At 66.4% G+C, this 18402-nt stretch carries 15 protein-coding genes and 1 pseudogene; 10 read left to right on the forward strand and 6 right to left on the reverse strand.

Annotated elements, in window-relative coordinates; translation table 11 throughout:
• Nucleotides 1-71: 71 nt before the first annotated feature.
• Complete coding sequence (locus tag ACO055_RS18180; RefSeq protein WP_422060252.1) at nucleotides 72-2084, forward strand: GMC family oxidoreductase N-terminal domain-containing protein; 2013 nt, start codon at nucleotides 72-74, stop codon at nucleotides 2082-2084.
• A 112-nt stretch (nucleotides 2085-2196) separates the two neighbouring features.
• Nucleotides 2197-2898: pseudogene (locus ACO055_RS18185) on the forward strand (rhodanese-related sulfurtransferase); the annotation flags it as partial.
• A 143-nt stretch (nucleotides 2899-3041) separates the two neighbouring features.
• Here the strand turns inward: ACO055_RS18185 and ACO055_RS18190 are convergent.
• Entirely contained in the window at nucleotides 3042-4352 is a 1311-nt protein-coding gene (locus tag ACO055_RS18190) for a caspase family protein (RefSeq protein WP_422060253.1), read from the reverse strand.
• Nucleotides 4353-4364: 12 nt separating this feature from the next.
• Nucleotides 4365-4994 (reverse strand): class I SAM-dependent methyltransferase, encoded by a 630-nt coding sequence (locus tag ACO055_RS18195; protein ID WP_422060254.1) that lies wholly within the window; start codon nucleotides 4992-4994, stop codon nucleotides 4365-4367.
• Between the two features lie 105 nt (nucleotides 4995-5099).
• On the opposite strand from ACO055_RS18195, the gene trxB reads away from it, so the two are divergent.
• On the forward strand, nucleotides 5100-6065 hold the full coding sequence (trxB, locus tag ACO055_RS18200) for a thioredoxin-disulfide reductase (RefSeq protein WP_422060255.1): 966 nt from the start codon (nucleotides 5100-5102) through the stop codon (nucleotides 6063-6065).
• Between the two features lie 133 nt (nucleotides 6066-6198).
• On the opposite strand, the gene ACO055_RS18205 is transcribed toward trxB, so the two are convergent.
• The 4 genes from ACO055_RS18205 to ACO055_RS18220 form a co-directional block, all read right to left on the reverse strand.
• Nucleotides 6199-6987, reverse strand: coding sequence for a hydrolase 1, exosortase A system-associated (locus ACO055_RS18205; RefSeq protein WP_422060256.1), 789 nt, complete (start codon nucleotides 6985-6987; stop codon nucleotides 6199-6201).
• The gene (locus tag ACO055_RS18210; protein WP_422060257.1) at nucleotides 6972-7646 is read right to left on the reverse strand and encodes a hypothetical protein; all 675 of its coding nucleotides are present in this window, start codon (nucleotides 7644-7646) and stop codon (nucleotides 6972-6974) included. The genes ACO055_RS18205 and ACO055_RS18210 overlap by 16 nt, the downstream gene beginning before the upstream one ends.
• 124 nt (nucleotides 7647-7770) lie before the next feature.
• A complete protein-coding gene (locus tag ACO055_RS18215) occupies nucleotides 7771-8028 on the reverse strand; it encodes an acyl carrier protein (RefSeq protein WP_422062494.1) in 258 nt (85 codons plus the stop codon).
• A gap of 5 nt (nucleotides 8029-8033) precedes the next feature.
• A complete protein-coding gene (locus ACO055_RS18220; protein WP_422060258.1) occupies nucleotides 8034-9119 on the reverse strand; it encodes a GNAT family N-acetyltransferase in 1086 nt (361 codons plus the stop codon).
• 35 nt (nucleotides 9120-9154) lie between these two features.
• Between ACO055_RS18220 and ACO055_RS18225 the strand changes: the two genes are divergently transcribed.
• From ACO055_RS18225 to ACO055_RS18255, 7 genes are all read left to right on the forward strand, one after another.
• On the forward strand, nucleotides 9155-10687 hold the full coding sequence (locus ACO055_RS18225) for an acyl-CoA ligase (AMP-forming), exosortase A system-associated (protein WP_422060259.1): 1533 nt from the start codon (nucleotides 9155-9157) through the stop codon (nucleotides 10685-10687).
• Nucleotides 10684-11913 (forward strand): pyridoxal-dependent decarboxylase, exosortase A system-associated, encoded by a 1230-nt coding sequence (locus ACO055_RS18230; RefSeq protein ID WP_422060260.1) that lies wholly within the window; start codon nucleotides 10684-10686, stop codon nucleotides 11911-11913. The genes ACO055_RS18225 and ACO055_RS18230 overlap by 4 nt, the downstream gene beginning before the upstream one ends.
• Before the next feature lie 186 nt (nucleotides 11914-12099).
• Nucleotides 12100-12756, forward strand: coding sequence for an XrtA/PEP-CTERM system exopolysaccharide export protein (locus ACO055_RS18235; RefSeq protein WP_422062495.1), 657 nt, complete (start codon nucleotides 12100-12102; stop codon nucleotides 12754-12756).
• A 51-nt stretch (nucleotides 12757-12807) separates the two neighbouring features.
• Complete coding sequence (locus tag ACO055_RS18240) at nucleotides 12808-14346, forward strand: XrtA system polysaccharide chain length determinant (RefSeq protein WP_422060261.1); 1539 nt, start codon at nucleotides 12808-12810, stop codon at nucleotides 14344-14346.
• A 14-nt stretch (nucleotides 14347-14360) separates the two neighbouring features.
• Nucleotides 14361-15386 carry an AAA family ATPase gene (locus ACO055_RS18245; protein WP_422060262.1) on the forward strand — a complete coding sequence of 342 codons (1026 nt, stop codon included), beginning with the start codon at nucleotides 14361-14363 and terminating at the stop codon, nucleotides 15384-15386.
• A complete protein-coding gene (locus ACO055_RS18250; protein ID WP_422060263.1) occupies nucleotides 15383-17107 on the forward strand; it encodes a hypothetical protein in 1725 nt (574 codons plus the stop codon). Before ACO055_RS18245 ends, ACO055_RS18250 begins: the two co-directional genes overlap by 4 nt.
• Before the next feature lie 15 nt (nucleotides 17108-17122).
• Nucleotides 17123-18364, forward strand: a complete 1242-nt coding sequence (locus ACO055_RS18255) for an XrtA/PEP-CTERM system-associated ATPase (protein WP_422060264.1) — start codon at nucleotides 17123-17125, stop codon at nucleotides 18362-18364.
• Nucleotides 18365-18402 lie beyond the last annotated feature (38 nt).

The raw sequence follows: 18402 nt of genomic DNA on the forward strand, positions 1-18402 counted from the left end.
CGGGGATTCCGGGTGAAGTTGTGCAGTTTTCCGCGCCGTTCCCGCCGGCGGGGATAAAGGGGGGAAGGGCGATGACCGCGCCGTTCAATTTCGGGCAGCTCAAATTTCTGAAAGCGCTGACCGAGGCGTTGTTCCATGGCGCGCCGATGGCGATCACGCCCGATCAGGTTGTCGCCAATGTCACCGAGCTGTTCGCGAAAGTCGGCGGAACCAAGCTTGACGAGATCCGCCTGTCGCTGACCGCAACCGAGATCGTGCTGGGGCCGATGTTCGCGCTCGCCGATGTCGACGACCGCGCGGCGCGGATCAAGGCGCGGCTGCAGAACAGCCAGCTCGACCTGTTTCAGGACATGGCGCGGCTGCGCGGCATCATTTACGGCTGTTATTACGGCCATTGGCGGCCGGGGCTCGAACCCGGCGACCAGGATGCCAATGCCGCCAATCCCGTGCATCGACAGATCGACTTCACGCTTCCCAAGCATCGCGTTCGCGGCGCGGGCGAAGTCCCGATCGATCGTATCGACGGGCGCGAGATCGACGATGCCCATATCCTCGACGCATCGACGCTTCAGGACGACTATGACGTCATCGTCATCGGCTCGGGCGCCGGCGGTGCGGTCGCGGCCTATAACGTCGCGGCGCGCGGCTATAAGGTGCTGATCGTCGAGGCGGGGCCTTTCTATCCTTCGCCCAGGATCAACCATCACGAACTCGACATGGTCGCGAACCTGTTCAAGCATGGCGCGCTGCAAACCTCGACCAACCGCGATTTCGTGGTGTTTCAGGGGCGCTGCGTCGGCGGATCGTCGACGATCAACAACGGCATTTGCCTGCGGGTGAACGAGGCGGGGCGGACGCATCCCGACGCCGTCGACGTGCTGGCAAAGTGGAACAGCGTCGGTGCACCGATCGACGCCGCCGATTTCCACAAGAGTTACGACGCGATCCAGCAGCGGCTGGGCATCGCCAAGATCGAACCGCGCAGCGGGCGGCACAATGGGCCGCACCTCATCAACGGCTGGCAAAGCTATGCCGCGACCTCGACCGAGCCGAAAGACCAGCGTGCGATTGCCGACTGGTTCGCCAAGAATTTCGGGCCGCCGAACACGCCGACCGCCTGCGCCTATTGCGGCTATTGCAACGCGGGCTGTGCCTATGGCCGGCGGATGGGGATGGCGCAGACCTATCTGCCCGATGCGTGCCGCGATTTCGGCGCGCGCATCCTCCCCGGCACCAAGGCCGACCGCATCGTCTGGCAGACCGCCCATGACGGGCGGCGCGAGGCCGAAGCCGTAAAGCTGATCCTGCCCGACGGCTCCCGGGCGCTCGTCCGCGTGCGCGTCGGAGTGATCGTTGCGGGCGGCACGATCGCGTCGTCAAAACTGCTCGACCGCAGCGATATCGAAGGCACCGGCTATCAGGTCTCGCTCAACATCGCCTCGCCCGTCGTCGCGCTGATGCCGCCGGGAGTCGGCGGCAATGCGTGGGACGAGGATCAGATGGCCAGCTATGTCGACTGCGGCGACTTCCTGCTCGAAAGCCATTTCCAGCCGCCGATGGCGATGGCCTCGCTGATGCCCGGCTGGTTCGCCGATCATGCGGAGCGGATGAAGAATTTCGGCCGTGTGCATTCGGCGGGCATTCTCTTCCCGGCCGATCGGCGCGGGCGGGTGAAGGACGGCAAGCTCGAATTCAGCCTCGATACCGACGACGATCTGCCCGTGCTGCGGCGCGCGATGGCGACGCTGACCAAGGTCCATTTCGCGGCGGGCGCGCTCGAATGCTATCCGGCGCTCACCAGGGGGCAGACGATCACCCCCGGCATCGATATCGACGCCTTCTTCGAGGATGCGATTGCCGAGGCCGACGACGTCACGCTGTCGAGCAGCCACCCGCACGGCGGCAATGCGATCAACGAAGACCCGCAATATGGCGTCGTCGATGCCGACTGCCGTGTTCATGGGACGACCAACGTTCTGGTCACCGACGCGAGCGTCTTTCCCACCTGCATCCGCGTCAACGCGCAATGGACCACGATGGCGATGGCGCATTATGCGACCGCGCGGAGCGATCCGTTCGGATGACGGCTACCCAACTCCGTTCGTGCTGAGCTTGTCGAAGCATCGTCCTCACCTTTTCGAAGGAAGGGACGGCCCTTCGACAAGCTCGAGGCAAACGGTTAAGGGGGCGCCCACAATGACCACCGTCGCCGCCCTCTATCGCTTCGCCGCCTTTGACGACCCCGCCGCGCTGCGCCAGCCGCTGATCGACCTGTGCACCGCGCAGGGCGTGAAGGGCACGCTTCTGCTCGCCCGCGAAGGCATCAATGGCACGGTCGCCGGGACCGAGGCCGGCATTGCCGCCGTGCTAGCCCACATCCGCGCGCTTCCCGATTGCGCCGATCTCGACGTCAAATATTCGGTCGCGGCGGCGATGCCGTTCCAGCGGCTGAAGGTGCGGTTGAAGAGGGAAATCGTGACGATGAAGGTGCCCGGGATCGACCCGGCGCGCGACGCGGCACCCTATGTCGACCCCGCCGACTGGAACGCCCTCGTCGACGATCCGGACACCGTGCTGATCGACACGCGCAACGGATTCGAGGTCGGTTATGGCAGCTTTGACGGCGCGCTGAATCCGGAAACGAAAAGCTTCGGCGATTTTCCCGGCTGGTGGCGCGACCATGCCGATGAGTTCGCGGGCAAGCGCATCGCCATGTTCTGCACCGGCGGCATCCGCTGCGAGAAGTCGACCGCATTCCTGCGCAGCGAAGGCGTCGACGATGTCGTGCATCTGAAGGGCGGCATTCTCGCCTATCTCGAACAGGTGCCGCAAACGCAGAGCCGCTGGCACGGCAGCTGCTTCGTCTTCGACGAACGCGTGAGCGTCGGGCACGGGTTGGTCGAGGTCGGCGAGAAGGACTAGCCCTTCCATCCACCCCATCTCGTCATCCCGGACTTGATCCGGGATCCATTCCTCCGGCGCTGCGTGATTGGACCCCGGATCAAGTCCGGGGTGACGATGAAGACACTCCCGTCCGAAAGTCACCCCACCGTCAGCGTATAGGTCACCTTATAATCGCTCGCGTCGCCGTTCAGCGTCTTCGTGAACGTCCCGGGCACCGCGCCGATATCGACCGTGCCGATATTGTCGCTGCCGCCGATGTCGTCGAATTCGCGAAGCTGGAAACTCACCGGCTGCTCGAACGCGAAATTCTGGTCGACCACCCAGCTTTCGCCGCGCTTGATCGAAAAGATCTCGCGCGATCCTTCGGGGAAACGCTCGCCGGTGTTGAAGCGGAGGAAGAGCTGGTCGGGCAGGCCGAGACCCAGCCGGCCCGTCAGCTTCACCGCCTCGACGCGGACGTTCGAAAGCATATATTTCTTCGTCGTCGGCGCCGCGGCCATCACGGCCGGCTTGGCGGCCACCGGCAGGGCTTTCGGATTCTTCGTCAGCCGCGCCACGCTGTCACCGGCGAGCGCCGCATATTTGCCTTTCGGAAATTCAGCCAGATAGGCCTTGAACGCGCTGGCGCTGTTTTCGGCGACGGCGCCCTTCCACATCAGATCTTCGAGCGCTGCGCGGTTGCCGGTCCCGGCCTGCGCGGTGCGCGGGACCAGATAGACCGGCGTGCCGGTGATGCTCGCGCTGACGAACGGCCGCTGCTGGCCGCCGGTCGCTTGCAGCACATCGTCGCGGATCGCGCCGCCGAGCAATTGCACCGGCAGGTCGGGCTGCGGCAGCCGCTTGGCAAGCGACGTCGCAAAGGGCGAATTGCCGCCGGTGCCGTCGGCGGCGGTCTGCCCCGGCGCCGCGGCGAAGATGACGAGGACATCGTCGGCCTCGACCCCCGCGAGGCCGTTCACGACTGCGCGCGTCCCCGACCGCCACGAGCGGCCGAACGGATTGTTGCGGCATGAATCGAGGACGATCATCCGGATCTGCGCGCCCGACACCGCTTCCATCATCCGGTCGAGATTGATCGCTTCATAGGGCAGGTCGAGGTCGGACTTCAGCTGCGCGTCGGTCGGGATCAGCCAGTTCTTGCCCTGCGCCTCGATCCCGTGTCCGGCATAATAGACCATCGCGATCTCGGCGCCGTCGGCCTTGGCGCGGAAATCGCGCATCACCTTCTGGAAGTCGTTGACCGACAGGTCGGCGGCGATGGTGACATCGTCGAACCCCGCGCTCCGCGCCGACGCGGCGACGATCTTGATGTCGTTCGCGGGGTTGGTGAGGCGGCTGGTGTTCGCATAATTGCTGTTGCCGACGATCAGCGCGACCTTGCGCGCCTCGGCGCCTGTCGGCGCGAGCAGGAACAGGGCGGTCAGCAAGGCAAGCCAGAAGCGGGTCATCGCGCTATCCTTTCACGACGTTGCGGCGCGCGCCGCGCCATATTCGACCCAGCCGAACGGCCGGGGTGTCTTGGGCATATAGGCGGCACTCTGCCGCTCGACCGCAAATCCGGCCCTTTCATACGCATCGCCGATCGGGCGCGTTAGGTGGCAATTGCCGCCGATGCGCTTCCACACCGGCTCGATCCGCCGCTGCCATTTCGCGACCCCGGCATCGGGCGCCGCGCCATGTTCCAGGAACAGCGCCGTGCCGCCGGGTTTCAGCACGCGGCGGATTTCGGCGAGCACGGCTGCCTGGTCGGCGACCGAACAGAGGGTGAAGGTCGTGACGACGGTGTCGAAGCGCCCGCTCTCGAACGGCATCGCCTCGCCCACCCCGCCGCGGATGTCGGCGTCGATGCCATGCGCGGCCGCCGCCGCGCGGCTCATCGCCAGCAGTTCGGGCGAGGGGTCGAGCCCGGTGAAGCCCGTCACCCGGCCGCGATCATAGAATTCCATGTTGATGCCGCCGCCGCAGCCGAGTTCCAGAACGTCGCCGGCCGCGTGCGGTACGACCTTGCTGCGCGCCTTCATGATCTGCCCTTGCGAGCAGGCGCATTTGATCAGCCGCGGCACTCCATGACGTTCCCACCAGCTCGCCATTTGTCCAACTCCCCTTGGCGCGGAAGGTGACCCTTGCTAGCGCGGTTGGCAACACCCATCTGTGCTCTCCCGCACAGGATTCGCCACCGGACTCGAAAGACCGTCATGCCCGCCACGCACCATACTAAAATGCTCATTCTCGGCTCCGGCCCGGCCGGCCTGTCCGCCGCCATCTATGCCGCGCGCGCGGGGATGAAGCCGATTGTCGTGCAGGGGCTGCAACCGGGCGGCCAGTTGACGATCACGACCGACGTCGAAAATTATCCGGGCTTTGCCGAAGTCGTCCAGGGCCCGTGGCTGATGGAACAGATGACCGCGCAGGCGACGCATGTCGGGACGTCGATGATCTGGGACACGATTGTCGACGTCGACCTGTCGCAGCGCCCGTTCAAGCTGACCGGCGACGGCGGCGATATCTATCTGGCCGAAACGCTGGTGATCGCAACCGGCGCGCAGGCGAAATGGCTGGGCGTCGAGGGCGAGCAGGAACTCGGCGGCAAGGGCGTGTCGGCGTGCGCGACGTGCGACGGCTTCTTCTATCGCGGCAAGAAGGTCGTGGTGATCGGCGGCGGCAACACAGCGGTCGAGGAAGCGCTCTATCTCACCAACCACAGCGACGATGTGACGCTGATCCACCGCCGCGATCATCTTCGCGCCGAAAAGATCCTGCAGGACCGCCTGCATGCCAATCCCAAGATCAAGGTGCTGTGGAACAAGCGCGTCGAGCGCTTCGTCGCGGGCGCTGGCGTGTCGGGGCTCGTCGGCGTCGATCTGGTCGATACCGTCACCGGCGACGCGAGCCACGAGCCGACCGACGGCGGTTTCGTCGCCATCGGCCACAGCCCCTCGACCGAGCTGTTCAAGGGCAAGCTGCCGCTCGACGCCGACGGTTATCTGGAGGTCACGCCCGGCACGTCGCTGACCTCGATCCCCGGCGTGTTTGCCGCGGGCGACGTCACCGACAAGATCTATCGCCAGGCGGTCACCGCCGCGGGCATGGGCTGCATGGCCGCGCTCGACGCCGAACGCTTTTTGGCCGAGGCCGAATATCACGCGATGGTGGACGCATAAGCGGCGAGGCAGGTGATGGCGTCCGGAAGCGGCGGCTAGAATTGTGATCCCCGGCGAAAGCCGGGGCCCGGCGTGAAATTGCTGGCGACCGGAAAAAGCGGGATCCCGGATCAAGTCCGGGATGAGGAACGAGCTAGGACAGGCGTTCCAATATCCGCCCCGTCAACCACTCCGCGTCTTCCCCCGCAAAGCTGTGCGACGCGCTGTCGAGGCGTTCGACCGGTACGCCCGGCGGACGGCACTTCTCGACAAACGCCTGCGCGGTCCGATCGCCTGTCGCGAGCAGGATCGTCGCGGGGCGGGCGAGGCTCGTCAGGGCATGGTCGAGCTTTGCGGGCAAGCTCTCGGGCGCTGCGGGCGCCGATGAAGCCCCGATCGCCGACAGCCCGCGGACCAGTTTCCGCAGATCGACGTCGCCTCTGAACAGCCGAAGCAGGCTCTTCGGGTCCTTCATCCGCGACCAATAGCGCGCGCGGATCGCCGTCGCGGGGGGCAGCGCGGGCTCGTCGCTTTCGTCGCCGTCATCGTCATAGGTCCAGGGATTGGCAAGGATCAGCGCATCGAGGGCCAGCGGCTGGTGCAGCAGCAGCGCGCTCGCCGCATCACAATTGCCGAACGCGACGATCCGAGTAAGCTGCGGCGCGGCGCTGCGAAACGCCGCGATGGCGGCGGCAATATCGGGACCGCTGCCACGATAGCCGCCATTGCCACCCTCGCTGTCGCCGATCCCGCGACGGTCGAACCGGAACACCGGATGGCCTGCCGCCGCAACGCGCTGCGCGAGCGTCGCCATGCCGCGATGCGCCCCGCTTCGCACTTCGTTCCCGCCCGACACGATCAGCAGCCCCGTCGTCCCGGACCCCGCGTCGAGCGTCGCAGCAAGCGCCGCTCCATCGCAGGCAAAGCTCAGCTGATGCCGCATGTCGTGCCCCACGCGACTATGTCGGCGGCGATCGCCGCCGCCATGACGGCATCTTCACCGGGTTCGGCGCGCAGCCACAGCGGCGTTCCCGCGATGCCGTCGGCGCCCAGGCCGATGCTGCGCAGCGGCGCGACCGCTTGCGCTTCAGCGCTCCCGAGCTGGGCGACCATCGCCGGTGACAGGACGTTGCCGGCGAGCAGCAACGGCGCCGTCCTGGCCGCCTCCTGCAAGCTGTCGAGCGACGTATCGATTCCGGCCTCGCGGTCGGCGGTCGTGCGCGCCCGCATCATCGTGCGGAGCAGCGAGGCGCCGCTGACGGGGGCAAGGCGCCACCATGCGGCCGCCTCGGCGCGATGATCGATCAGCGCGCCGCCGCGAACCGACGCGACGATAACCGGGCCTTCGATACCGGCGGCGACCGCAGCAAACGCATCCTGCCAGCGTTCGAGATCGACCGCTTCCAGTGCGACGAGGCTTTCATTCTGTCCCGGCAAATCGGGCAGCACCGCCGCGAAGCCGCCCGCCGCCAGCGCGCGCATCGCCAGCGCCAGCGTCCGGCGCAACCGGTTCGCTTCGTCGAACAGCGGCGCGGCGAACAGGACGGTGGCGCGCGGTGCACCCGCGGGGTCGATGCGGAGGTTATGTTCGGAGGCAGACACAGAAGGCCTCAGCCAACTTCTGTTCCGTTAGTCCTGAGCTTGTCGAAGGACCGTCCTTCTCTTGACGTCGCAAGAAAGAACGGTGCTTCGACAAACTCAGCACGAACGGGTGGAAATGAAGTGATCAATCGGTCACCTTGCGCAGCGAAAACGCCAGCAAATTGCCATAGGTTTCAAAGATCTCGCCCTCGACCTCATCATCGTCGATGATGATGCCCAGGCGATCCTCCATTTCGGTCAGCACTGTCGCGACGGCCATCGAATCGAATTCGGGAAGCTCGCCGAACAGCCCGCTATCCTCGGTCAGCGCGGCGGCGCGGTCCTCGCCAAGGCCCAGAACATCGGCGAGCAAGGCGCGCAGGGTCGCATCGACGGTGGACATATCGGTCACATATCTTTCCTCAGCAGGGGCCGCGCAAAGGCTTTGAATGCCGGACCCCATGCCGCGACCCGCGACGGATTGAAAGCCTCGATCCGCCACAGCGGTTCGTGCCGGTTCATCCAGTCGCGCTTATACGCGTCGTTGCCGGTGCCGAAATCGACGCGCTGCACGCGGTCGATCTCGATCACATGGCGGAACAGCGCCGCCGATAGCAAGGTGCCGGGCGAGGCTTTCAAACTGTCCTCGACATGCGCGAGTTTGTGGATGAACGCGGTGCCGTCCTCGACCGTCCAGAACTGCGCCGCAACCGGATTGCCCGCGATCCGCGCGATCCCCATGCGAAAGGTTCCGCGTGCACTTTCGGCCTCGGCAAAGGCGCGAAGCAGCGCCGGATGGCCTTCCTCGGGCTTCCAGCTCGCGGCGTAAATCTGTTCATAGGCGGCCCAGCTTCCCGCATCGAACGCGGTCAGCAGCTGGATATCGACGACGCCCTTTTTCGCCTTGCGCTGGACGGTGCTGCGCAGCGCGCCGGGGCGGCTGGTCCACCAGGCATCATGGTCCATGCCGGCAAGATCGAGCCAGTGGCGGTCGCCGGTTGGAACGGCGGTCACCCACCAGCCGGCGGCGCGCAGCGCGGCGGACAGCATCTGTTGTTCGTCATCGCGAACCGGATAGAGCGACAGGCGCGCGGTCCGCGTTCGCAATTTGGCAGACAAGTCGGCGAGTGCGGCATCGCGATCGGTATCGAACTCAGCTGATCCCCGGCGAAAGCCGGGGCTCAGGGTTTCGGGGGCAGCGTCCGTTTTATCGACCGCTGGGCCCGGGCTTTCGCCGGCGATCGCTAAGCGAAAGAGCGGCCGGATCGCGAAACTGTACCAGTTGGTCAGACCGGCAAGATGCCCGGGCTTTTCGATGCGGAGCGGAAGCAGGGCGGCGGCGTCGCCCGCTTCCCCGCGGGCATCGACCCGTCCCTGACCGGCAAATCCATGCGCGGCGAGCAGGTCGAACCATTCGGCCCGATCAAAGGGCGCAGCGAAGCCTGCGGCGCGCGCCGCATCATCATTAGCGTGATCTTCACCGTTCCCATGCATTGTCGCGCGCTCTATCACCACTCTCCTAACAGCCCATGACCACTTTAGAAAATCCGCCGTCGCGTCCGATCGACCATCTCGTCCAATTTGGCGCGGCGGACGCGGCTGCGCTGCTGATCGGCGAGCGGGTCACGACCTTCGCCGAGCTTGATGCCGGCGTCGGGCGGCTGGCGTCGTGGCTGCTCGATCAGGTCGGTGGTCCCGGCGAGCGCGTCGCGAGCTGGAGCGCCAAGACGCGCGCCGCCTGCCTCATGCCGCTTGCCGCAGCGCGTGCGGGTCTGATCCATGTGCCGGTCAATCCGCTGCTCAAGGCGCCGCAGGTCGCGCATATCCTATGCGACAGCCGTGCAAAGCTGCTCGTTACCAACGCCTCGCGTGCCGATATGCTGGGCGGCGGCCTGCCCGACGACTGTGCGTTTCAGGATCTGAAGCTCGCAGAAGACGTGATCGATTCGGGCGGGCAGGGGCTGCCGCCGTCGATCGCGGAGCCCGACGATCTGGCGGCAATTCTCTACACCAGCGGCTCGACCGGGCGGCCGAAGGGCGTGATGCTCAGCCATGCCAACCTGTGGCTCGGCGCCGAAAGCGTGGCGTCCTATCTTCAGATCGCGCCGACCGATCGCATCCTCGCGGTGCTGCCGCTCAGCTTCGATTATGGGCAGAACCAGTTGCTGTCGGCCTGGCATGCGGGCGCGGCGGTTGCGCCGCTCGACTATCTGACCCCGCGCGATGTCATGAAAGCCGTCGCGCGCCACGGCATCACGACGCTTGCCGGCGTGCCGCCGCTCTGGGTGCAACTCGTCGAAAGCGACTGGCCCGTGGAAACCGCGACGCGTCTGAAGCGCCTGACCAACAGCGGCGGCGCGCTGACGCCGTCGCTGATCGACGCGATGCGCACCACCTTTCCGCAGGCCGACATCTATCCGATGTACGGGCTGACCGAGGCGTTCCGCTCGACCTTTCTCGATCCCGCGCTCGTCGCGTCGCATCCGACGTCGATGGGCCGCGCGATTCCGCACGCGGAAATCCTCGTCTGCCGCCCCGACGGCAGCGTGACCGAAGATGACGAACCGGGCGAGCTTGTCCATTGCGGGCCGCTGGTCGCGAAAGGCTATTGGAACGACGAAGACCGCACGGCGCAGCGTTTCAGGCCGGCGCCTGCTGCCTCGCGCTATGGCGGGACCGCGGTCTGGTCGGGCGACACCGTGCGCCGCGACAGGGACGGGCTGCTCACGTTCGTCGGGCGCGACGATGCGATGATCAAGACCGCGGGCAATCGTGTCAGCCCGACCGAGGTCGAGGATGTCGCGGTCGCATCGGGACTGATCTTTGAAGCGGTCGCGTTCGGCATCGCCGATGCGCGGCTTGGCGCGGCGATCATCCTGATCGTGCGCGGCAAGGACGGCCGTGCCGATCCTGATGGGCTGACCGCATATCTGCGCCAGAACCTCCCAAATTTCATGCAGCCGCAGGCGGTCGAGTGGCGCGACGCGTTGCCGCGCAGCCCGAACGGCAAGCTCGATCGCGTCGCGATTGCCGCGGACTGGACGACGAAGGTGGCGGCATGAAGCCGCATGGGCCTATCCCGCCCGGCTTTGCCGCCGATGCCGACGGCATGCTGCTGATCGGCGACCAGCGCGCCGACGAGCTTGCCGATGCCGCGGGCGACACGCCGCTCTTCGTCTATGACAGCAAGATGCTGACCGCGCGGGTTGCCGCGTGGCGGGCGGCGATGCCGCACGACGTGCAGCTCCATTATGCCATGAAAGCAAACCCGTATGGCCCGTTGCTCGGCCATATGGCGATGATGGTCGACGGGCTCGACGTGGCGTCGGGGGGCGAGCTTCGCGCCGCGCGCACGAGCGGGATGGCGACGGGCCACATCAGCTTCGCCGGTCCCGGCAAGCGCGACCGCGAGATCGAGGCCGCGATCAAGGCGGGCGCGACGCTCAATCTGGAATCGGCGGGCGAGGCCCAGCGTGCGCTCGCCATCGGGGCGCGGCTGGGCATCGTGCCGCAGCTCGCCGTGCGCGTGAACCCTGACTTCGACCTCAAGGGGTCGGGGATGAAGATGGGCGGCGGCGCCAAGCCTTTCGGGGTCGATTCCGGCGAAGTGCCGGCGCTCGTCCGCCGCCTTCTCGACGCCGGCGCCGACTGGCAGGGCTTCCATATCTTTGCCGGATCGCAGGCACTCGATGCCGCCGCGATTGCCGAAACGCAGGCGCAGACAGTCGCTCTCGCGGGCCGTCTCGCCCACGAAATCGGCACGGCGCCGCCGCTCGTCAATCTGGGCGGCGGCCTCGGCGTCCCCTATTTCCCGGGCGATAGCGCGGTCGATGTCGCCGCGGTCGGTAGGGCGCTGGGCGAGACGCTCGCGGCGCGTGATCCGGCTCTCGCCGACAGCCGCTTCGCGATGGAACTCGGCCGCTGGCTCGTCGCCGAAGCGGGCGTCTATCTCACCCGCATCGTCGACCGGAAGACCAGCCATGGCGAGACCTTCCTCGTCACCGACGGCGGGCTCCACCACCAGCTGGCCGCGAGCGGCAACTTCGGCACCGTGATCCGCCGCAACTACCCGATCGCGGTCGCGAACCGCTTCGGCGCCGATCCCGTCGAGACCGTGTCGGTCGTCGGCTGCCTCTGCACGCCGCTCGACCGGCTGGGCGACCAGGTTGCACTCCCGCGCGCCGATGTCGGGGATCTTGTTGCGATTTTTCAGGCCGGTGCCTATGGCGCGACCGCCAGCCCATCGGCCTTCCTGGGGCAGGGGCCGGCGCAGGAAATGCTCGTCTGAGCCCAACCGGAAGAGGCTGAACCTGTGCCGGTTTGGCACAAGATGCAACGGCCGCGACGCGAACTTATCCCAATACTAACGGTATGTTCACCCTTTTCGAGCAATGGCTGACACTGACGCAATGGTGTCTGCGCGGGGTTCCGGAAAGCCCGCGCGGCGACCGGCCGCTCGAAAGGTGATTTGATGATGACGTCCTTCCCCTCGCTTCGCGCCGCCAAGGTTGCGCTGGTTTCGGGCATCGCCGCGACCGCGCTGACCGGGTGCATGGGCGCCGGCGGCCCCGCCCCGCAGCTGCCGAGCGCGAATTTCGTGCAGAATCAGGAAGGCCCGGGCGAGGAATATATCATCGGCCCGCTCGACGAGCTTCAGATCTTCGTCTGGCGCAATCCCGAGCTGGGCGGCAAGGTGCAGGTGCGCCCCGACGGCCGCATCACCACCCCGCTGATTACCGACATGCCCGCGACGGGCAAGACGCCGACGATGTTGCAGCAGGATATCAAGCTCCAGCTCAGCCAATATATCACCGACCCGATCGTCAGCGTCATCGTGACCAGCTTCAACAGCACTTTCTCGCAGCAGATCCGCGTTGTCGGCGCGACCGAGAAGCCGGCGTCGATCCCGTTCCGCGCCAATATGACGGTGCTCGACGCGATGATCGCGGTTGGCGGCCTCGGCGAATATGCGGCGGGCAACAAGGCGCGCCTCGTCCGCTATGACAAGGGCACGGGCAAGCAGCACGAATTCGGCCTGCGCCTCAATGACCTGATCAAGCGCGGCGACATCAAGGCGAACGTCCGGCTTCAGCCGGGCGACGTCATCATCATCCCCGAAAGCATGTTCTGACGCGGGCTTCCGCTGATGCAACCGACCCTTGCCAAGGACTGACCTGAGACGATGAACGGCCTGTACGACGAATTCCGGGTGGCACTGCACAGTGTCTGGACGCGCCGTTGGCTGGTGCTTGGCGTTGCCTGGGCGATCTGCATTCTGGGCTGGCTCGCGGTTGCATCGATCCCGAACCGCTATGACAGCCGCGCGCGGCTGCTCGTCGAGGTCAACCAGATCCTGCCCGACGATGCGGGCGGCGGCGGTGGCGGGCAGCAGCTCGACCAGATCCGCGACACACTGACCAGCGCGCGCAATCTGGAAAAGGTCGCGACGACGACCGGGCTGATCGGCGCCGATGCGGGCGAGCGCGACAAGGCGGGCGCGGTCGCGATGCTGCAACAGAGCATCAAGGTCGTACCGCAACAACAGAACATCTTCGAAATCACCTCATCAGTAGGCGTCAACAGCCTTTCGGACGCCGATAATGCGAAGCTCGCCTCGGGCGTGCTTGACAGCCTGATCACCGTGTTTCGCGACGATCAGCTGCGCGGCGGCCGGATGGACGCGCGCGAAGGGCTGAAGTTCCTCGACGCCCAGATCGCCGACCGCGAAAAGGCGCTGCGCGAGATCGAGGCGCGCCGCGCCCAGTTCGAGGCGCAGAATATCGGCCTGATCCCAGGCGGCTCGGGATCGCCTGCCCAGCGCGTCGATGCGGCGCGCGCCGAACTCAGCCAGATCGATTCGCAGCTTCTGTCGGCGCAAGCCCAGCTTTCCGCAGCGAACGGCCAGCTCGCCTCGACCCCCGCGACGATTCCCGGTGGCGGGAACGGCGTCGGCGGCGGCGTCGCGCGCCAGCAGCTCGCGGGCGCGCAGAGCGAATTGTCTTCGATGCACGCGCGCGGGCTCACCGACGCGCATCCCGACGTGATCGCGCTCAAGAGCCAGATCGCTTCGCTGAAAGCGCAGGCCGACCGCGAAGGCAATGGCGGCGGCGGTGGCGGCGGGATGCAGAACCCTGCCTATGCCTCGCTCGCGGCGATGCGCGCCGAGCGCCAGGCAACGGTGAGCGCCTTGGGCGCCCGCAAGTCGCAGTTGCTCGGCGATATTGCGAAGATCACCTCGCAACAGATCCAGAACCCTGGCATTGCCGCCGAATATGACCGGATCAATGGCGAATATACCGCGCTGAAGGCGCAATATGACAAGCTGCTCGGGCAGCGCGAACAGGTCCGGATGCGCGGCGAAGTGCAGACCGAAACCGATGCGATCAAGGTCGAGCTACTCGACCCGCCGTCGAAGCCGACCAGCCCTGCGGCGCCGAACCGCCCGCTGTTCCTGACGCTCGTGCTGTTCGCCGGGATCGGTGGCGGCATCGCTGCCGCCTTCGGCCTCAGCCAGGTGCGCACCAGCTATGCCACCGCAGCAAAGCTCGAGCGCGCCAGCGGCCTTCCCGTGATCGGCTCGATCACCGAAGTGGTGACGCCCGACCGGCATGTCGAACGCAGGAAAAGGCTGGTGTGGCTCGCCGGCGGAGCGGGGGCGCTCGTCGGCCTCTATGCGCTGCTGCTGATCGTCGAGTTCGTCCAGCGCGGCATGGTCGCGTGACCGGGGAAGATGACATGAACGACCAACGCCCCGTCAAGCGCCCGCCCTCGCTGCTGGAACGCGCCGCCGATATGTTCGGCCTCGACCCCGCCAAGGATGCGGCGACGATCGACGTATCGAAGCTGCCGCCCGAGCCCGAAAAGCGGGCGCGCAAGGTCAAGCCGGCGCCCGTTGCCGAGACCCCGCAGGCCGAAGTCCTGCCGCCGCTGGTCGAAGCCGTGCCCGCTGTCGAAGCGGCGCCGGCCCCGAAACCGTCGCTGCGCAAGGATATCGCCAAGGCGGCGCCGGCGATCATTCCCTCGCGCCAGGGCACGATCGACCGCGCGCGCCTCGCGGCGAACGGCATGATCGTCCCCGGTTCTCCGGTTACGGGCATTTCTGAAGAATATCGCATCGTGAAGCGCGAGATCATCCGCAATTTCGCGGGGACCGCGACCCGGCCGGTCCTGCCGCGCGGTCACCGCGTGCTGATCGCTTCGGCCAATCCGGGCGAGGGCAAGACCTTCTCGGCCGTCAATCTCGCGCTCAGCCTCGCCGTCGAGGCCGACCATGACGTGCTGCTGATCGATGCCGACATCGCCAAGCCGAGCGTGCTTGGAACGCTCGGGCTCGAAAACGGGCCTGGCCTGATGGACGCGCTCGCCGATCCGCACCTGCCGCTCGGCGACTGCCTGATCCAGACCGATATTCCGGGGCTGAAGGTCATGCCCGCGGGCACACAGCATATGCACGATACCGAGCTCCTGGCTTCGGCACGGACAGAAACGCTGCTTGCCCAGCTCGAAGCCGGCGCTCCGGGCCGCATTCTCATTCTCGATTCGCCGCCGGTGCTCGCGGCGTCGCCCGCTGCCGTGCTCGCCGGACATGTTGGCCAGCTGATCATGGTGGTTCGCGCCGACCAGACGATCGAAAGCTCGCTGCGCGACGCGATCGGCCTGATGGGCGCGTGCCCGCATATCCAGCTGCTCCTCAACGGCGTGAAATTCTCGCCCGGGGGCCGCCGCTTCGGCACCTATTATGGACAAGGAGGCGCGTCATGATGCGCACCAAACTCAGCCTGCACCGCGGCGCGGCGCTCGCCGCCCTGCTGCTTGCCGGGACCGCTACCAGCGCGCATGCGCAATTTTCGGGCGATGCGGGCTCGGGCTCGGGCGGCGCATCGACCAGCGGCGCGTCGGCTGCCGATCCGGCGGCTGGAAAGAAGGACAAGCGCGGCGAAGGCCAGCGCAAGGAACGCCGCGTCGACGTCAGCCCCTATCTTGAAGTCGGACAGGTGATCACCGCCGACCTCAAAAATGGCGGCGACGTGCTGACCTATTCGACCGCCGCGGTCGGCGTCGATGTCTCCGTTGTAACGCGCCGCGCCGAGCTGGCCGCGGGGGTACGGTACGAACATCAGTTCGGCTGGGGCCGCCGCCAGCGCGATCAGGATATCATCAGCGGGCTTGCCCGCGGACGGGTCGAGGTCGGGCAGGGCCTGAATCTCGAAGGCGGGGCGCTCGCAACGCGCACGCGCGCCGACGGTGGCGGCAGCGACAGCAGCCTGTTCATCGGCAACCGCAACAATGTCGCGAACACCTATTCGCTTTATGCCGGCCCGACGTTTGCGCGCAGCATCGGCGGGCTCGACGTCGGGGCGGGCTATCGGTTCGGCTATACCAAGGTAGATGTCGACGCGCCGACGCTGCTGCCCTCGGGTTCGCTCGCGCAGAATGTGTTCGACGGCTCGACCAACCATGTCGCCTGGGGAAGCATCGGGCAGCGGCCCGGCGACCTTCCGTTCGGCTGGCAGGTTTCGGGCGGCTATGAGCGCGAGGATGCGAGCCAGCTCGACCAGCGGTACGAAGGCAAATTTGCCCGCGCAGATGTGACCGTGCCGATCGGCCCGACCGTCGCGCTGCTCGGCGGCGTCGGGTACGAGGATATCGAGATCGGTCAGCGCGATCCGGTGCTCGATACCAACGGCGTTCCCGTCCGCGATTCCAGCGGTCGCTTCGTCACCGACAAGTCGACCCCGCGCCAACTCGCATTCGATACCGACGGCCTGATCTGGGATGCGGGCGTGATGTGGCAGCCCAGCCGCCGCACCTCGCTGACGGCGAAGATCGGCCGCCGCTATGGCGATACCATCTATACGGGCAGCTTCGTCTATCGCGCCGATCATGCGACGACGTTTCAGGTCGGCGTCTATGACGGCCTGTCCAGTTTCGGCCGCGGTCTGTCGACCGGGCTCGCCGCGCTGCCGACGCAGTTTGATCCGTTGCGCAATCCGCTTAGCGGCGACGTCAACAGCTGCGTCTTTGGCGAACAGGGCGGCGGCTGCCTGAACAATCAGCTCGGCACCCCGACCGCGGCGCAGTTCCGCAACCGCGGCATCCAGGCGGTGATGAGTTCGCGCGCGTACGGCTGGAGCTATGGCGTCGGCCTCGGCTACGATCGCCGCCGCTTGCTGGTTCCGGCGACGTCGCCGATCGCGTCGCTCAACGGGATCACGGACGAGAATTACTATCTCTTCTTGACCGCCGGACATCCGATCGACCGCGATTCCGACATCACGCTGTCGGGCTATCTCAACTATTTCGACAATGGTTCGCCGGGGGGCAGCGATGTCCAGTCGGCGGGCATCACGGCATCCTATGGGCGGCGTTTCTGGCGCGGCCTGACGGGGACGGCCGCTGCCAGCCTGACCGCCTTCGATCAGGATGGCTTCAACAGCCAGCTGATCGGATCGGCCTTGGTGGGACTGCGTTACAACTTCTGATCCGGGGAATAACCGATGTACGATCAATATTATGGTTTCACCGGCCGTCCCTTTCAGCTGACGCCCGACCCGTCTTTCTATTTCGAAAGCGGCACGCACCGGAAGGCGATGTCCTATCTCGGCTATGGCCTCGCACAGGGGGAGGGCTTCATCGTCATCACCGGCGATGTCGGCGCGGGCAAGACGACGCTCGTCGGCCATCTGATGAACACGATCGACCCGAACCGCCTGACCGCGGTCAAGCTGGTATCGACGCAGGTCGAAGGCGACGATCTTCTCCGTCTGGTCGCCGAACAGTTCGGGCTCGAATGGGAAGGCCAGAGCAAGGCCGAGCTTCTCCGCTCGATGGAGGAATATCTGCGCGAACAGGCGCGCGCCGGCCGTCGCACCTTGCTGATCGTCGACGAAGGACAGAATCTGGCCATCTCGGCGCTCGAAGAGTTGCGGATGCTGTCGAACTTCCAGCTCGGCGGTCATTCGCTGCTGCAGATTTTCCTGCTCGGCCAGCCCGAATTTCGCCAGACGCTGTTCCACACGCCGACGCTGGAACAGCTTCGCCAGCGCGTGATCGCGACGCATCACCTCGATCCGATGGAGCCGGAAGAGGTCGAGCCCTATATTCTCCACCGCCTGAAAAAGGTCGGCTGGACGGGCAACCCCAGCTTCGCGCCCGAGGCTTATGAGCTGATCTTCGATTACAGCGACGGCGTGCCGCGCCGCCTGAACGTCCTGGTCAGCCGCTTGCTGCTGTTCGGCGCGGTCGAGGAATTGCACCGCATTTCGGTGCAGCATGTCCGCAACGTGATCGCGGAGATCGAGGCCGATCGCGGCATCGACGAAGCGAGCCTTGCGCCGCTGCCGGTCGAGGATGTCGTGGCGCACGCCGCCGCTGCGGTCGAGGCGCCGGTCGAATGGCCCGCCGCGTCCACGGACGACCGCGCGCCATTCGCGGCCCCGGCCAAGCCGGACTTCGCCGAGGCGCGCGCGCTCGTTGCCGGGCAGGCCGCGACCGCCGGAACCGAAGAGGTTTTCGAGCTCGCACCCGAAACCGCCGTCGCTGCGCCGGTCGCGCCGGCAGCACCGGCGATCGACGAAGTCCAGGTCGCCGAGCTGCAGCGCCAGATCGCCAGCCTCGAAGACCGACTGGTCGAACAGGATGCGGCGCTTCGCCGCGTGCTCGACTTGCTGATCGAATGGGTCGAGCGCGATCCCGAAAACGCGCCCAATCCGGCGACGTCGAAAGTCTGGGCTGCGTGACGCGATGAATGCCATCGGCTAAGAGGCTGATGAAGGTG

The organism is Sphingopyxis sp., assembly GCF_965227415.1.
Lineage (GTDB): Bacteria > Pseudomonadota > Alphaproteobacteria > Sphingomonadales > Sphingomonadaceae > Sphingopyxis.

What these genes read in the sequence shown, in the direction of transcription:
- ACO055_RS18180 (WP_422060252.1), top strand. Translation starts at nt 72, where the DNA reads ATGACCGCGCCGTTCAATTTCGGGCAGCTCAAATTTCTGAAAGCGCTG.
- ACO055_RS18190 (WP_422060253.1), bottom strand. Translation starts at nt 4,352, where the DNA reads ATGACCCGCTTCTGGCTTGCCTTGCTGACCGCCCTGTTCCTGCTCGCG.
- ACO055_RS18195 (WP_422060254.1), bottom strand. Translation starts at nt 4,994, where the DNA reads ATGGCGAGCTGGTGGGAACGTCATGGAGTGCCGCGGCTGATCAAATGC.
- trxB (WP_422060255.1), top strand. Translation starts at nt 5,100, where the DNA reads ATGCCCGCCACGCACCATACTAAAATGCTCATTCTCGGCTCCGGCCCG.
- ACO055_RS18205 (WP_422060256.1), bottom strand. Translation starts at nt 6,987, where the DNA reads ATGCGGCATCAGCTGAGCTTTGCCTGCGATGGAGCGGCGCTTGCTGCG.
- ACO055_RS18215 (WP_422062494.1), bottom strand. Translation starts at nt 8,028, where the DNA reads ATGTCCACCGTCGATGCGACCCTGCGCGCCTTGCTCGCCGATGTTCTG.
- ACO055_RS18220 (WP_422060258.1), bottom strand. Translation starts at nt 9,119, where the DNA reads ATGCATGGGAACGGTGAAGATCACGCTAATGATGATGCGGCGCGCGCC.
- ACO055_RS18225 (WP_422060259.1), top strand. Translation starts at nt 9,155, where the DNA reads ATGACCACTTTAGAAAATCCGCCGTCGCGTCCGATCGACCATCTCGTC.
- ACO055_RS18230 (WP_422060260.1), top strand. Translation starts at nt 10,684, where the DNA reads ATGAAGCCGCATGGGCCTATCCCGCCCGGCTTTGCCGCCGATGCCGAC.
- ACO055_RS18235 (WP_422062495.1), top strand. Translation starts at nt 12,100, where the DNA reads ATGACGTCCTTCCCCTCGCTTCGCGCCGCCAAGGTTGCGCTGGTTTCG.
- ACO055_RS18240 (WP_422060261.1), top strand. Translation starts at nt 12,808, where the DNA reads ATGAACGGCCTGTACGACGAATTCCGGGTGGCACTGCACAGTGTCTGG.
- ACO055_RS18245 (WP_422060262.1), top strand. Translation starts at nt 14,361, where the DNA reads ATGAACGACCAACGCCCCGTCAAGCGCCCGCCCTCGCTGCTGGAACGC.
- ACO055_RS18250 (WP_422060263.1), top strand. Translation starts at nt 15,383, where the DNA reads ATGATGCGCACCAAACTCAGCCTGCACCGCGGCGCGGCGCTCGCCGCC.
- ACO055_RS18255 (WP_422060264.1), top strand. Translation starts at nt 17,123, where the DNA reads ATGTACGATCAATATTATGGTTTCACCGGCCGTCCCTTTCAGCTGACG.